Genomic DNA, 13,874 nt, shown 5'->3' with positions numbered 1-13,874 from the left:
GCAGCAAATTGAAAGAAAATGATAAAATTTAAACTAATCGGGTGGATGATGACTCTCCTGCTATTATCGGGGAGTATATCCACTTTTGGACAGCAGGCAAGAGAGAACAATCAAAAAGATTTTGGAGAATTTCTGGACCGAACAGGAAATAGCTACAGAACTGCCTCGGGCAAACCCGGAGAAGCTTACTGGCAAAATGCTGCAGATTATCAAATCGAAGTAAGTTTGAATGATTCGACTCATGTCCTTTCCGGAAAAGTCACCATCACTTATACAAACAACAGCCCCGAAACACTGGATTTCATTTGGCTTCAGCTGGAGCAAAATCGATTTACTCCAGATTCCCGAGGTACATTGACCACTCCTATTCAAGGAAATCGCTACAATGGAGATATTGACGGAGGATACAACATCAGTAATGTAATTGCAAAGGTTGGTGCCAAAGGAGCTAATTCAGCCAAACACCTGATCGATGATACGCGAATGCAAGTTTGGTTTGCAGAGCCGATTCCTGCCAAAGGCGGCAAGGCGACTGTTTCCATGGACTTTTCTTTCAAAGTGCCTCAAAAAGGCATGGATCGAATGGGGAGATTGAAAGTGAAAGACGGATGGATCTATGCCTTTGCTCAATGGTATCCAAAATTGGCTGTATTTGACGATATCGAAGGTTGGAATGTGGAACCATACCTGGGGGCAGGTGAATTCTATCTGGAATACGGCAATTTCGATTACAAAGTAACCGTGCCCTATGACCACATTGTCGTAGGTTCTGGCAAACTGATGAATCCGAATGAAGTTCTGAGCAAGGAGATTCAAAACAGAATGGCAAAAGCCATGTCAAGTGATACTACAATTTATTTGATCACTCCAGACGAAATCAAAAACACTCAATTGACCCGTCCAAAACAAAGCGGCACAGTAACTTGGCATTTCAGAATTCAAAATGCTAGGGACGTAGCCTTTGCAACTTCTGACTCCTTTATCTGGGATGCTTCCAAGATCAGTTTGCCTTCTGGCAAGACAATCCTTGCTCAATCTGTCTATCCGATGGAAAGTAATGGGCAAGATGCATGGACTCGATCAACGGAATACACCAAGGCTTCTATCGAATATTACTCCGAAAAATGGTTTGAATTCCCTTACGAAGCCGCAACAAACGTAGCCGCCGAGATTGGTGGAATGGAGTATCCTGGTTTAAACTTCTGTCATTACAATTCCAAAGGTGCGTCGCTTTGGGGCGTGACAGATCATGAATTTGGGCACAACTGGTTCCCGATGATCGTCGGCACGAATGAACGTCGCTATGCATGGATGGACGAAGGATTCAACACCTTCATCAACCACTACAGCTCCAATGCCTTCAATAATGGAGAATATCCTTCAAACTTGACAGAAACCCGTCGTTTCAATAATTATTTTTCAAATGAAGGACGTGAGGGGATCGACAATTACCCTGATATAACTGATACCCGAAATCTTGGAATGGTAGCTTACATGAAGCCTGCTATTGGTTTGATTATGCTAAGAGAATATATTTTGGGTGAAGAGCGATTTGACAATGCCTTCAAATCATATATCAAAACTTGGGCATACAAGCATCCACAACCGAATGACTTTTTCAATCACATGGAAAATGTAGCTGGGGAAAACCTCAGCTGGTTTTGGAAAGGTTGGTTTTATGGAAATGGAAATATCGACTTAGGCATTACCTCGGTACAGCCCTATGGAGGAAATTATCTTGTAAATCTGGTAAACAAGGGAGATTTCCCTATGCCGGTTCTATTGGAAGTCGTCTATGACGATGATACCAAAGAGCGCATCAAACTCCCAGTGGAGATCTGGCAAAGAGGAAATACCTGGTCTTACCTCCACAAAACCAGCAAAAAAGTTAAATCTGTGGAAATCGATCCTGACAAGGTTACCACTGACATCAACCTTGGCAACGACCTTTGGCCAGTGACACTGTATAAATAATGAAAATGGCTCCCACTTAAATTTGGGAGCTATTTTTTTAAGAATTCTTTTCCCTATTATAAAAAGTAGACTTGGTGCGAAACCTAATTTTTTAATTTTCCAATCTTGTAATCTTTCAATTCTTACTCCAAGGCCTGCTCCAAATCCTCCAGCAAATCATCCGTATGCTCCAACCCAACCGATACTCTCAGCAGATTTTGCGGAGTTTTGGTATCGGGTCCTTCTACAGAAGCTCGTCGCTCAATAAGACTTTCTACTCCTCCAAGGCTCGTAGCATTTGCGAAATATCGAAGCTTGGAAACGACTTCGTCTGCACGTTTAGCATCTCCTTTAACCATAAATGAAATGATCCCGCCAAATCCACTCATTTGCGAAGCGGCAATCTCATGACCTGGGTGGGATTTCAATCCCGGATAAAAGACTTTCTCTACATTGGGATGATTCAAAAGGTATTCCGCCAAAATCGTCGCATGTTCTGCATGGCCTTTCATTCGATAGGCCAAAGTCCGAATACTTCTGCAGAGCATATAGCAATCCGTGGGAGAAGGAACGGCTCCGCCGACACGCTGGACAATTTTAATCTTTTCCCAAAAAGGATTGACTTCCTTGGTAATCAAAGCTCCTCCTAAAATATCGGAGTGCCCGCCAAAATACTTTGTACTGCTATGCATGACGATATCTGCACCCAAATCAATCGGGTTTTGAAAGACCGATGTGGCAAAGGTGTTGTCACAAGCGAGGATTGCATGTTGAGCTTTTGCAAGCTTTGAAAGTTCCCTGATATCTGTGATTTTCAAAAGCGGATTAGAAGGGGTTTCTACCCAAAAAAGTCTGGTTGTGGGTCGAATGGCCTTTTTAACTTCTTCGAGATTACTCATGTCAACGAAGCTCACTTCTAATATCCCTGCAAAGAGCTGTACCATCGAATTATGTAAACCATGATACATATCGTCAGGAGCCACGATGTGAGACCCCGGCTCCAAAGCTTGGAACACAGCCGTTCCGGAAGCATTACCCGAGGCAAATGCTGCAGCATCCGCACCTTTTTCCATTGCTGCAAGTACATCTTCTAGCGCTTTCCGGTTGGGATTGTTAGCTCGGGAGTACATCATTTCTCCCGCACCATGCTCGAAGGTTGTGCTGAGCGTTATTGGCTGGACAACAGGCTTTGCTGAGTCAGTAATTAGATTTCCTTTGTGTATGGTAAGGGTTTCGAATCGCATTATTATAGTTTTTAAAATTGAAATTAGAAAAGTCTCTCTTGAGTTTGCCCATATTTCTAAAATTTCCTTAAAGAGTAAACCTGATTCCAACCATTTCTGATTTTTTCTCCTCTTTTAAAATGCGAGCCTACTATAAGCGGAAACTGAATGCAAACATTTCACTTCAGGTTGGAGTCATTCCGACCGAAAATCTGAAGACATTCTATCCAACTATCGGAATACGATTCTGGTAATAGGATAAAACTTATTCAAAAGCAGAAAGCCAGCATATCACTGGCTTTCTGATTTTAAAATATATTGAGGAAACTTCAGTTATCTTTATTTTTGTGTCTTATATCTTGTGTCTTAAGACTCTCCTCTATCTAATCCTATCCACCGACCGAACCAATGCTTCATCTTTTCGGATAAATCGGTTGGCAAGCATATTACAGACCATGCCGATAAGTACAGCCCAAAAACCAATCTGATATTCCCCGGCTACCTCTGCTGCAATTTCCTGATTAATTCCGTTGGTAGTCAAAAAAACCGTTGCAACCAGACCTACCATAATTAAGCTATTGATCATGTTGAGCATCATTTGCCTGGAGCGGACCTTGTATTGGAAAATAGAAATCAACGCTAAAAGCCCTGCGAAAGAAGCCAATGCCGCGATGTACCACTTGGAAGAGGATTGGATCTCCTCCCCTGATGAATCCAAATTTGTCAACATAAATGCAGTAAGGTTCCAGGAATCACCAGTACCTGAACCTGTGTCCACTTGCTCCCAGAGCGGTGTCCCAATGGTAACTCCCATGGCTATTACCACAAGGAAAAGAAATATTGTTTGAAGGCGTTGAATCATTTTATCACTTTTTTTTGGCAAAGAAAAGATCAAATCCAATCATAACCAAGAATGGAAAAGTCTCCCAGAGGATTTGATAGGGAATTGTATCTTTGCAGCAGTATGAGTGAGACCAAGCGGTATTTCCTGGAATTGAGCTATAAGGGCACCCCTTTTCATGGTTGGCAAATTCAAAAAAATTCGTTTACAGTGCAGGAATGTCTTGAAACTGCCCTTAGCACCTATTTTCGAAAGCCAATATATGTAACCGGTAGTGGGCGAACTGACACGGGAGTACATGCTTCGATGCAAGTTTGCCACTTTGATTTGGCTGACAGTCTGCCAGGAGAAAATTTCCTGAAAGCGATTAATTCCATTTTGCCTAAGGAAATATCCATCCACACGATTCGTGAGGTGAACCCAGATGCTCATGCTCGATTTAATGCGAGAAGAAGATCCTACGTCTACCGGATTATTTTCAGGAAAAACCCGTTTCTGAATGACTTGGCTTGGATGTGCTTCCACAGTCCGGATGTGGAAAAAATGAATGAGGCTGCAAAAGCTTTACTCCGCCATGAGGATTTTGAGTGCTTCAGCAAAGTGCATACCGAGGTCAAGCACTTCCGATGTGAAATTATATCAGCCCACTGGGAACAAAAGGACGGCCAATTGCTATTTCATATAACCGCAAATCGTTTTTTGCGTGGTATGGTACGGGCAATTGTTGGAACTTTGATGGAAGTGGGGCTTGGGTTGAGAAAAGTCGAGGAAATGGATGAATTAATTCTAGCCCGAAACCGTGCCATTGCCGGAAAAGCTGCACCTGCTAAAGGACTTTTCCTCAGTCAAATCGTTTACCCAGAAGACATTTACCTAGATTAAACAGCCTTGAGCTTAGAAAAAGAAAAAGAATCGTCAGGCGAAATCGTCGACATGAAAGTACTGCGACAGCTTTACTCTTTCGTAAAGCCATACAAGGCGCAGTTTTACTTTCTGGTGTTTTTGACGATTGCTATGGCGATTTTGGCACCCACTCGACCTTATTTTATCCAGATTGCTATTGATGATTATGTGGCTATTGGAGATTCGGGAGGATTACTTCGGATCATTTACATCCTTGTAGGACTAATGATTCTTCAGGCGCTCGTGCAATGGGCACACACCTATTATTCAGGCTGGATAGGGCAAGTCATCATTAAAGATATCCGAGTGAGGCTTTATAAGCATTTGCTTAAGCTTCGGTTGAAGTTTTTTGACAATACGCCAATTGGCCGCTTAGTCACTCGAAATGTATCCGATATTGAAACATTGGCGGATGTCTTCAGTGAGGGATTAGCCGCGATTATTGGCGATTTGCTACAGATTATCACGATTCTGGGGGTAATGTTTTACATCGACTGGAAGCTGACTCTGGTGAGTTTGTGTACACTTCCATTGTTGATCATTTCAACTTATGTATTTAAGGAGAAAATCAAAGTCACCTTTAATGATGTGAGAAATGCGGTTTCCAATCTGAATTCATTCCTTCAGGAGCACATCACCGGGATGAATATCGTGCAGATATTCAACCGAGAGCAGCGGGAATTCGAAAAATTCAAAGACATCAATCGGGAACATCGGACAGCACATATCCGCTCTGTATTGTATTACTCCATTTACTTTCCTGTAGCTGAAATCATTCAAGCCATCGGCATCGGCTTGGTAGTGTGGTATGGGGCAGTGGGAGTTTTGGGACTTGAGATGCAAATCGGGGTACTGATCTCATTCATCATGTACCTTCAGCTTTTTTTTAGACCTATTCGGCAAATCGCTGATCGATTCAATACCCTGCAAATGGGGGTGGTCAGCTCTTCCAGAATCTTCAAATTATTGGCCAGCACTGATAATATTGCAAATGAGGGAAGCCATAAACCGGAAAAAATCCAGGGAAATATCCGCCTGGAAAATGTCTGGTTTGCCTATGTAGATGAAGATTATGTACTTAAAAACATCAACTTCGAGGTGAAAGCTGGTCAAACCATCGCCTTAGTAGGAGCTACAGGCGCAGGAAAATCCTCCATTATAAACTTGATTTCCAGATTTTACGAAATCAATAAAGGGCAGATTTTCATCGATGGCACAGAGATCCGAGAATTTGAATTAGGAACTTTGCGCAAGCACATCGGTGTAGTCTTGCAGGATGTTTTTCTTTTCTCCAACAGTATTTACCACAACATCACACTGGGTAACCCGTCTATTTCTAGGGAGCAAGTCTTAGAAGCAGCGGAAAATGTGGGTGCCAGAAAATTCATCGAACGCTTACCTGGGGGACTGGATTATAATGTCATGGAGCGAGGGGCAACCTTATCAGTAGGTCAGCGACAGCTGATTTCGTTCGTCAGAGCGATGGTCTACAATCCTGAAATCCTGATTTTGGATGAGGCTACATCTTCTGTAGACAGTGAAACCGAGGAACTCATTCAGGAATCTACCGAGAAAATGATGAAGGGTCGGACGTCCATTGTCATTGCACATAGGCTTTCAACCATCCAAAAAGCTGATAAAATTCTTGTCCTTCACAAAGGAGAAATCGTAGAATCAGGGACACATGATTCGCTACTCGAATTGGGTGGATATTATACTCAGCTGCACCAGATGCAGCTAAAAATGATGGCGATTTAGTGCTAAAAAAAGAACTGAACCAAAACTTATAAAAGTGAAGTATTGTATTCTTTTTCTATTTCTTCTGGGCCCATTTCTTGGTTATGCGCAGGAAAGAGGCGTAGGAATTCGTCTAGGTGAACCTCTTTCCTTGACCTACAAGGACTTTATAGAAGATTATCTATCCTTTGAAATTATGCTTGGCGGTGCCGGAGTCAATGGCTCGGATTACTACAGAAAGGCATTTGAAAAAAATCCTCCTACTTCGAATTCCTTTTACCAAACTCACTCTGCAAGCAGAGGAGTCTCCGTCAACTTCCGGATGGCGCTTCATGAGGACATCACGGATGTTTTTGAAATCACCCAAGGTTCTCTATTAGGCTATGGTGGTGCGGGCGTACAGCTACGAACTACCAATGTGAAGTACTCTTATTTCCAAAATACTCCTAGCAATCCATCCATCCTGAGAGAAGAGCGAACTAACCTAGACATTGGTCCTGAGATATTTGCCGGGGCTGAGTATTATTTTGACAATACACCAATCAGTGTTTTTGTGGAAGTAGGTATGTTTTTAGAATTAATTGATCGAATCAATTTTAAAGGTCAAGGCGGAATTGGAATTCGATATCTTTTTTAAGCGATGAAAAAAATCGGAGTAAGTCTAATCGTTATACTGACGATTTTCATTGTAACCTATTTCATATATGACCGACTAGGAGGTAATAACCCAATCGAAATCGAATTAGTTGAAAGTTCTCCTCCACAGCTTGCGGGAAAGTCCTTCAAGGGACAACCACAGGATGCGGAATTGGCCATCACATTTAAATCAATTGAAACACTCCTTTCCTTAAATCCGGGAAAGAAAATTCACACTATTTATTTTCAGGAACCTAGTGGCAAATTGGATACAATGGAAGTTTTTGTAGGTCTCGATTTACCTTTCCCGCCGGCAGATCTTGAATCGATGATTTTTACTGAGTCCAGATTCCTACTAGCCACCATCAAAGGCAATAAATGGGTGATGCCCGGACCTCTTAAAGTTAAAGAGAAGCTAGAGGCAGCAGCTAGGCAACAAAGCCTTTCACTTTCAGGCATTTTCATTGACAAGATCATTAGCGAATCTGAAGTTCAGGTAATTGCACCAATTCGTTAGCGAATTCTTTTTTTAGTAAACAAAACCTTGGCATGAAACCTGCCGTGGAAGGTGAAAACAAAATCTAAAATCATGCGAAATTTTACTTCAATTTTTGGCCTCTCCATGTTATTGGTATTTGTGTCATGTGAAGGCCCAGAAGGACTGCAAGGGCCTCAGGGACCACAAGGTGCGCAGGGACCACAAGGTGCACCAGGCGCTCCGGGTGTCAATATAGTAGCAACTACTTACGAAGCAGAAGTTGATTTTACCGAAGCTGGAGATTGGGAAGCTTTTCTTGAATTTCCAAATGAACTGGTTGAAAGCGATGTAATAATAACCTATATCCTTTGGGATGTAGTCCAAAATAGGCCAATCTGGAGAGCGCTTCCCCAAACGGTTTTCTTTCAGCGAGGCCCTCTGGTATATAATTATGATTTCACACAATTAGACGTTCGTCTTTTTTTAGATGGAACTGTTGACTTTAAAACCCTTGATGATGCATGGACACAAAATCAAGTTTTTAGAATTGTGGTTGTTCCTTCAGACTTCCCAAGTAGCAGAATTGATTTCAACAACTATGAGGCGGTTACCAAAATGTTGGGCATAACCGATTCGGATTTCAAAAAAATTGAGGTCAAAAAGAAGAACTAAGAAGGAAACCAACACCTAATTCAAACATGGCCCGGACTTCCGGGCTTTGTTTTTTTATTTTTTGAACCCTCCCAAAAGTAATTTGGTCCTTATCTTTGCGCCTATGCAACTCAAAAATGATTTGCTGCTTCGTGCAGCGAGAGGTGAAAAGACAGAGCGAACGCCTGTATGGCTAATGCGGCAAGCTGGACGAATCCTTCCAGAATACCGGGCTGTCCGTGACTCTGTGAGTGGATTTATCGAACTAGCACAAAGTCCAGACTTGGCAGCAGAAGTCACTATTCAGCCTGTAGATATTTTGGATGTGGATGCAGCAATTATTTTTTCAGACATTCTGGTCATCCCCGAAGCAATGGGTTTGCCATACGAAATGATAGAAAAGCGTGGGCCATGGTTTCCTAAAACGATAAGTAGCCAGTCAGATTTGAAAAAATTGAGAATTGCTGATGGAGAAAATGACTTGAAATACGTCATTGATGCAATTCAGATAACAAAAAAAGCCCTCAACGGAAGAGTTCCTCTGATTGGTTTTGCCGGTGCTCCTTGGACGATTTTTGCATACATGGTCGAGGGAAGCGGAAGTAAAACTTTTTCCAAATCACGGGAAATGTTGTATCGCGATCCAGTCTTATCTCATAAATTACTTCAGTTAATCACTGATTCCACGATTAACTATCTTAAGGCGCAAATACGCGCCGGAGTAGATTTGGTGCAGCTTTTTGACAGTTGGGCGGGGATTTTGGGACCAAAACAATACCAAGAATTCTCATTGAATTACATCTCCCAAATCTGCGATGCGATCACAGAAGTCCCGATGACTGTATTTGCAAAAGGCGCATTTTTTGCCAGAGAAAAAATGGGGCAGCTTAACTGCGAAACCATCGGACTGGACTGGAATATGGGGATTGCAGAATCAAGGAAACTAATTGGGTCCTCTAAAACGCTTCAAGGAAATTTAGACCCGGCGGCGCTTTATGGTAATCCTGATCAAGTTCGGGCAGCTACAATTGAAATGATGGAGCAGTTCCGAGGATCACGCCACATTGCCAATCTCGGTCACGGAGTATATCCCGATATTAATCCGGAAATGGTAAAAGTATTCATTCAGACAGTAAAGGAATTCAAGTGATTTAGTCACCTCTCGAATTAAAAAAAGCTGTCCAAATTAATTTTGGACAGCTTTTTTACTTTGTCTAAGTACTATGTAAAAAATTGACTTGCTCAATCTTGGGGGATTATGACATCGCCAATTTTGATTTTCCCCAACTGAAGAGCGACCACATTTTGACCAAAGTAAACTTTGTTATTTATGGTGCGATAGCTGGAAAGTGTTTTGAGTGGTTCTTTACCTTTTTCAGCTGTTTCTTGATTAACCGTGGTCATCACACAGCGTGCACAGGGCTTTACGATCTGAAATTGCAAGTCACCAATTTTGATTTTGCGAAGCGAATCTTCCATAAAAGCTGTCCCCCCGGAAAAAACGATATTTGGCCTAAATCGATTCATCGGAACTGGTATCTCCAGGCGGGAATTCAAGTCGTTCAGTGATTCCTGACCAATAATCAAGTAGGGCATCCCATCTGCAAAGCTGACAGATTCACCCTTCACTGCATAGCGTAGATCCACTTTTCTGTGACTTGTTTCGGGCATGATCACTAAGTGGACCTGAAAATCTAAAATTTCAGAAAACCAACTGCTGATTTCAGGGTGTACTACTTTTGCCAAGACTCGATCATCCCAGATGGTAACCAGAATCTCCGGACCAGTCGCTGAATCGAATGGGATTTTAATCGATTTTTCTTTTTCACTCTTATGAAAAACTAACAGCCCGGTTTTCTCTAATTTCACTGCTAACAGAGCCAAACTAGAATGCTCCCGCTGAGAAACAAATCGGCCAGAATTATCGACCAACATCCATCTTCTGTCGTATTGCAAACCCTTTTCTTCCACCATGGCCTCAGAAAGGCGAATTCCACCCAATGATTTGATTGGGTAAATAAAAATATCCTGTACGACCAGCTTCTCTTCCATTGATCAAAAATATAATAAATAGGCTTTGGGTCAGCCTAGGAAAAATAATTTACTTGAAGTCATGGCTTTTACAAGTGCCCAGATACTAGGGCTCACTTCAATATGATGGCGAAGGAAAATTATCGTCACACCTAGCAGGATGACGAAAAACCATTTGGCTCGTTCACGAATATTGTTGGTAGAAAAATGTCGCATCATCTGTTAGATGCGAGGTCTTAAGATAAGGTTGCACAAGTAGGTTCCTTTTCTCAAAGCCTGCCAAAATCGGCAGGTCCATTTTTTCAAAAGGTGACAATTCGATTTTTTTGATTCAAAATCCATGGCAGTCTCACTGACAAACTGACACCAAATCGGGTAATTTCTCCAGTGGCACATCCATTGAAGAAAGGGGATTGTACAATTTATGCAACTATCTAAATCTATATAATCATGGGAAAAATTATAGGCATTGACTTGGGTACCACCAACTCCTGCGTAGCCGTAATGGAAGGTAACGAACCCGTAGTCATCCAAAACAGCGAAGGAAGAAGAACCACTCCTTCAATTGTGGCTTTTCTTGACAATGGAAACGGTGAGCGAAAAGTGGGTGATCCCGCAAAACGTCAGGCAATTACTAACCCCGCAAATACCATTTCCTCAGTTAAGCGATTCATGGGAAAGAAATTCTCTGAAGTATCAGCTGAGAAAAAGCATGCATCTTACAAAGTAGAGCAAGGAACAAATGATACTGTAGTCGTAAGAATCGGCGACAGATCATATACTCCACAGGAACTTTCTGCAATGATCCTTCAAAAAATGAAGAGCACTGCTGAAGATTTCTTGGGTCAGACTGTAACTGAAGCTGTCATCACCGTTCCCGCATATTTCAATGATGCAGAACGTCAGGCAACCAAAGAAGCAGGACAAATCGCAGGTCTTGAAGTGAAGCGTATCATCAACGAGCCAACAGCTGCTGCTTTGGCATACGGGATGGACAAGAAGCATCAGGACATGAAAATCGCCGTGTATGACCTTGGCGGTGGTACCTTCGATATTTCAATTCTTGAATTGGGAGACGGAGTGTTTGAAGTAAAATCTACCAACGGCGATGTTCACTTGGGTGGAGACGACTTTGACCAAGTAATCATCGACTGGTTGGCAAATGAATTCCAAACCGAAGAGTCCATCGATCTTAGAAATGATCCAATGGCACTTCAACGTTTGAAAGAAGCTGCTGAAAAAGCAAAAATTGAGCTTTCTAGCTCTGCTTCTACAGAAATCAACCTTCCTTACATCACTGCAACTCAAACAGGTCCAAAGCACTTGGTGAGACAATTAAGCAGAGCGAAGTTTGAGCAACTTTCAGAGACTTTGGTAAGAAGATCTATGGATCCTTGCATCAAAGCATTGAAAGATGCAGGCATGACTGCCGCTGATATTGACGAAGTAATCTTGGTTGGTGGTTCTACCCGAATTCCAAAAATTCAGGAAGAAGTTGAAAAATTCTTCGGAAAGAAGCCTTCTAAAGGTGTAAATCCTGATGAAGTAGTAGCGATCGGTGCTGCGATTCAGGGTGGTGTTTTGACTGGTGAAGTGAAGGATGTACTTCTTTTGGATGTGACTCCACTTTCTTTGGGTATCGAAACCATGGGTGGTGTGTTTACCAAACTGATTGAATCTAATACCACTATTCCTACCAAGAAATCAGAAGTGTTCTCAACTGCTGTTGATAATCAGCCTGCCGTGGATATCCACGTACTTCAAGGCGAGAGATCCTTGGCAAAAGACAACCGATCCATCGGTAGATTCCAGCTTTCTGATATTCCACCTGCTCAAAGAGGTGTACCTCAAATCGAAGTGACTTTCGACATTGACGCAAACGGTATTCTGAATGTATCTGCAAAAGATAAAGGAACTGGAAAAGAGCAAAAGATTAAAATCGAAGCTTCTTCCGGACTTTCTCAAGATGATATCGAAAGAATGAAGCGTGAGGCAGAAGCCAATGCATCTTCTGATAAGGCTGAAAAAGAAAAGATCGAAAAGTTAAACCAAGCTGACAGCCTGATTTTCTCAACAGAGAAACAATTGAAAGAATATGGCGACAAGCTTTCTGATAGCAATAAAGCCAACATCAGCTCTGCTTTGGAAGCTTTGAAATCTGCTCATGGATCTAAAAACCTTGAAGGAATCGATGCTGCCATGGAAAACTTGAATAAAGCATGGGAAGCCGCATCTCAAGAAATGTATAATGCTGCAGGAGCGGGTGCTCAGCCAGGACCAGAAGCCAATGCAGGAGAAAGTACTGCTGGCGACGGAGTCTCTGATGTGGACTACGAGGAAGTAAGCGAAGACAAAAAATAAGTTAAGCTAATCCAACAAATACGGCATCTGTTTTTGACAGGTGCCGTTGATTTATTCAGAGCCAAGAATCAAGATTTCAAATCAAGACTCTTGGCTCTTTTTCTTCCCAACAAATTAGAAATGAGATGCAATTAACCGCTGAAAATAAATTAAAGAAACTGATCGTAGTCGGGGATAGGGTTTTGATCCGGTTGAAAAAACCAAACGAGAAAACCGGCTCGGGGCTTTACCTTCCGCCTGGTGTTCAGGAAAAAGAAAAAGTACAGCAAGGATATATTATCAAAGCTGGTCCCGGATATCCTATTCCAATGCCGGTAGAGGATAGCGAACCTTGGATGGATCAGGAAGAAAAAATCAAATATGTGCCGTTGCAGGCAAAAGAAGGAGATTTAGCGATTTTCATTCTTTCAGGAGCTCACGAAGTAGTCTATGAGGGAGAAAAGTATTACATCGTATCACAAGGGGCAATTCTGATGTTGGAACGAGAAACTGAATTATAAAAATAAAGCCCGAATGACCGGGCTTTTTTAATTTAGTGAATCCAAGATTTTTTTGGTCTCATTGACTTTGGCTCTTCATAGACAGCTTTAGTGTCTACGGTTGTAGGCTTCTTATCCCAAGGATTTCTATTTTTTGCATGAATACCTTTTGGATTATCGATGGTTTCTCGGAAACCAACATTAAGCTTCGAAGCAGGTTCACTCATCCATACCTCGGTATTCTTTGCGGCTGGGCCCTGAAGGGCAGAAGGATGAGACTCATGAACCAAAGTAATTTTTGGCCCTTGAACTGTTCCAGCAGGCGCATTCTTAAACTTAGGTCCCATTAACATGTCTTGGGAAAACGAAAGCGTGGAAATGAGGAAGGTAGAAGTAAACAGGGTCAACTTTTTCATAGCTGTACATTTGGGTTGATACAAAACTATACAGATTTTTCAGACCCAAGGTTACATTAATCAGTTGATTTAGGTCAAATAGGCCCTAGAAAAACAAATATTATTCTTAATAGCAGCAAATACCTCACCTAAACAGCATATAATTTTGAACCTGAATAATTGGAA

General features: G+C 42.0%; 13 protein-coding genes. 9 read left to right on the top strand and 4 right to left on the bottom strand.

The genetic code is table 11. The features are described 5' to 3' along the window. Nucleotides 1–18 precede the first annotated feature (18 nt). Nucleotides 19–1,974, top strand: coding sequence for a M1 family metallopeptidase (locus ACK4HU_RS17640; RefSeq protein ID WP_409808998.1), 1,956 nt, complete (start codon nucleotides 19–21; stop codon nucleotides 1,972–1,974). A 122-nt stretch (nucleotides 1,975–2,096) separates the two neighbouring features. Here the strand turns inward: ACK4HU_RS17640 and ACK4HU_RS17635 are convergent, their stop codons facing one another. Together ACK4HU_RS17635 and ACK4HU_RS17630 are read right to left on the bottom strand one after the other, a co-directional pair. Beyond that, on the bottom strand, nucleotides 2,097–3,197 hold the full coding sequence (locus tag ACK4HU_RS17635; protein ID WP_409808996.1) for a trans-sulfuration enzyme family protein: 1,101 nt from the start codon (nucleotides 3,195–3,197) through the stop codon (nucleotides 2,097–2,099). Between the two features lie 358 nt (nucleotides 3,198–3,555). Continuing rightward, on the bottom strand, nucleotides 3,556–4,038 hold the full coding sequence (locus ACK4HU_RS17630) for a DUF4293 domain-containing protein (protein WP_409808995.1): 483 nt from the start codon (nucleotides 4,036–4,038) through the stop codon (nucleotides 3,556–3,558). A gap of 51 nt (nucleotides 4,039–4,089) precedes the next feature. On the opposite strand from ACK4HU_RS17630, the gene truA reads away from it, so the two are divergent. The 6 genes from truA (at nucleotide 4,090) to hemE (ending at nucleotide 9,572) form a co-directional block, all read left to right on the top strand. Next, entirely contained in the window at nucleotides 4,090–4,899 is an 810-nt protein-coding gene (gene truA, locus ACK4HU_RS17625) for a tRNA pseudouridine(38-40) synthase TruA (protein ID WP_409808993.1), read from the top strand. A gap of 6 nt (nucleotides 4,900–4,905) precedes the next feature. Then, the gene (locus ACK4HU_RS17620) at nucleotides 4,906–6,678 is read left to right on the top strand and encodes an ABC transporter ATP-binding protein (RefSeq protein ID WP_409808991.1); all 1,773 of its coding nucleotides are present in this window, start codon (nucleotides 4,906–4,908) and stop codon (nucleotides 6,676–6,678) included. 34 nt (nucleotides 6,679–6,712) lie between these two features. Further along, the gene (locus ACK4HU_RS17615; protein WP_409808989.1) at nucleotides 6,713–7,294 is read left to right on the top strand and encodes a hypothetical protein; all 582 of its coding nucleotides are present in this window, start codon (nucleotides 6,713–6,715) and stop codon (nucleotides 7,292–7,294) included. 3 nt (nucleotides 7,295–7,297) lie between these two features. Further along, entirely contained in the window at nucleotides 7,298–7,810 is a 513-nt protein-coding gene (locus ACK4HU_RS17610) for a hypothetical protein (protein ID WP_409808988.1), read from the top strand. Nucleotides 7,811–7,882: 72 nt separating this feature from the next. Beyond that, a complete protein-coding gene (locus ACK4HU_RS17605; protein WP_409808986.1) occupies nucleotides 7,883–8,443 on the top strand; it encodes a collagen-like protein in 561 nt (186 codons plus the stop codon). A 103-nt stretch (nucleotides 8,444–8,546) separates the two neighbouring features. Beyond that, nucleotides 8,547–9,572, top strand: coding sequence for a uroporphyrinogen decarboxylase (hemE, locus tag ACK4HU_RS17600; RefSeq protein ID WP_409808984.1), 1,026 nt, complete (start codon nucleotides 8,547–8,549; stop codon nucleotides 9,570–9,572). Between the two features lie 92 nt (nucleotides 9,573–9,664). On the opposite strand, the gene ACK4HU_RS17595 is transcribed toward hemE, so the two are convergent. After that, nucleotides 9,665–10,474 (bottom strand): MOSC domain-containing protein, encoded by an 810-nt coding sequence (locus ACK4HU_RS17595; RefSeq protein ID WP_409808982.1) that lies wholly within the window; start codon nucleotides 10,472–10,474, stop codon nucleotides 9,665–9,667. Between the two features lie 429 nt (nucleotides 10,475–10,903). Between ACK4HU_RS17595 and dnaK the strand changes: the two genes are divergently transcribed. Beyond that, the gene (gene dnaK, locus ACK4HU_RS17590) at nucleotides 10,904–12,814 is read left to right on the top strand and encodes a molecular chaperone DnaK (RefSeq protein ID WP_409808981.1); all 1,911 of its coding nucleotides are present in this window, start codon (nucleotides 10,904–10,906) and stop codon (nucleotides 12,812–12,814) included. A 125-nt stretch (nucleotides 12,815–12,939) separates the two neighbouring features. Further along, nucleotides 12,940–13,314 carry a co-chaperone GroES gene (locus ACK4HU_RS17585; RefSeq protein WP_409808979.1) on the top strand — a complete coding sequence of 125 codons (375 nt, stop codon included), beginning with the start codon at nucleotides 12,940–12,942 and terminating at the stop codon, nucleotides 13,312–13,314. A 32-nt stretch (nucleotides 13,315–13,346) separates the two neighbouring features. Here ACK4HU_RS17585 and ACK4HU_RS17580 read toward each other — a convergent pair whose 3' ends face one another. Continuing rightward, nucleotides 13,347–13,709 carry a hypothetical protein gene (locus tag ACK4HU_RS17580; protein WP_409808978.1) on the bottom strand — a complete coding sequence of 121 codons (363 nt, stop codon included), beginning with the start codon at nucleotides 13,707–13,709 and terminating at the stop codon, nucleotides 13,347–13,349. Between the last annotated feature and the right edge of the window lie 165 nt (nucleotides 13,710–13,874).

Origin of the sequence: Algoriphagus sp. (assembly GCF_046296635.1) — a bacterium.
Lineage (GTDB): Bacteria > Bacteroidota > Bacteroidia > Cytophagales > Cyclobacteriaceae > Algoriphagus.
Note: the sequence above shows the minus strand (reverse complement) of the source record. Positions and strands in the feature narration are given on the sequence as shown.

Coding starts and splice junctions, on each gene's coding strand:
- hemE (WP_409808984.1), top strand. CDS start 8,547: ATGCAACTCAAAAATGATTTGCTGCTTCGTGCAGCGAGAGGTGAAAAG.
- ACK4HU_RS17580 (WP_409808978.1), bottom strand. CDS start 13,709: ATGAAAAAGTTGACCCTGTTTACTTCTACCTTCCTCATTTCCACGCTT.
- ACK4HU_RS17630 (WP_409808995.1), bottom strand. CDS start 4,038: ATGATTCAACGCCTTCAAACAATATTTCTTTTCCTTGTGGTAATAGCC.
- ACK4HU_RS17585 (WP_409808979.1), top strand. CDS start 12,940: ATGCAATTAACCGCTGAAAATAAATTAAAGAAACTGATCGTAGTCGGG.
- ACK4HU_RS17635 (WP_409808996.1), bottom strand. CDS start 3,197: ATGCGATTCGAAACCCTTACCATACACAAAGGAAATCTAATTACTGAC.
- ACK4HU_RS17640 (WP_409808998.1), top strand. CDS start 19: ATGATAAAATTTAAACTAATCGGGTGGATGATGACTCTCCTGCTATTA.
- ACK4HU_RS17595 (WP_409808982.1), bottom strand. CDS start 10,474: ATGGAAGAGAAGCTGGTCGTACAGGATATTTTTATTTACCCAATCAAA.
- ACK4HU_RS17605 (WP_409808986.1), top strand. CDS start 7,883: ATGCGAAATTTTACTTCAATTTTTGGCCTCTCCATGTTATTGGTATTT.
- dnaK (WP_409808981.1), top strand. CDS start 10,904: ATGGGAAAAATTATAGGCATTGACTTGGGTACCACCAACTCCTGCGTA.
- ACK4HU_RS17610 (WP_409808988.1), top strand. CDS start 7,298: ATGAAAAAAATCGGAGTAAGTCTAATCGTTATACTGACGATTTTCATT.
- truA (WP_409808993.1), top strand. CDS start 4,090: ATGGAAAAGTCTCCCAGAGGATTTGATAGGGAATTGTATCTTTGCAGC.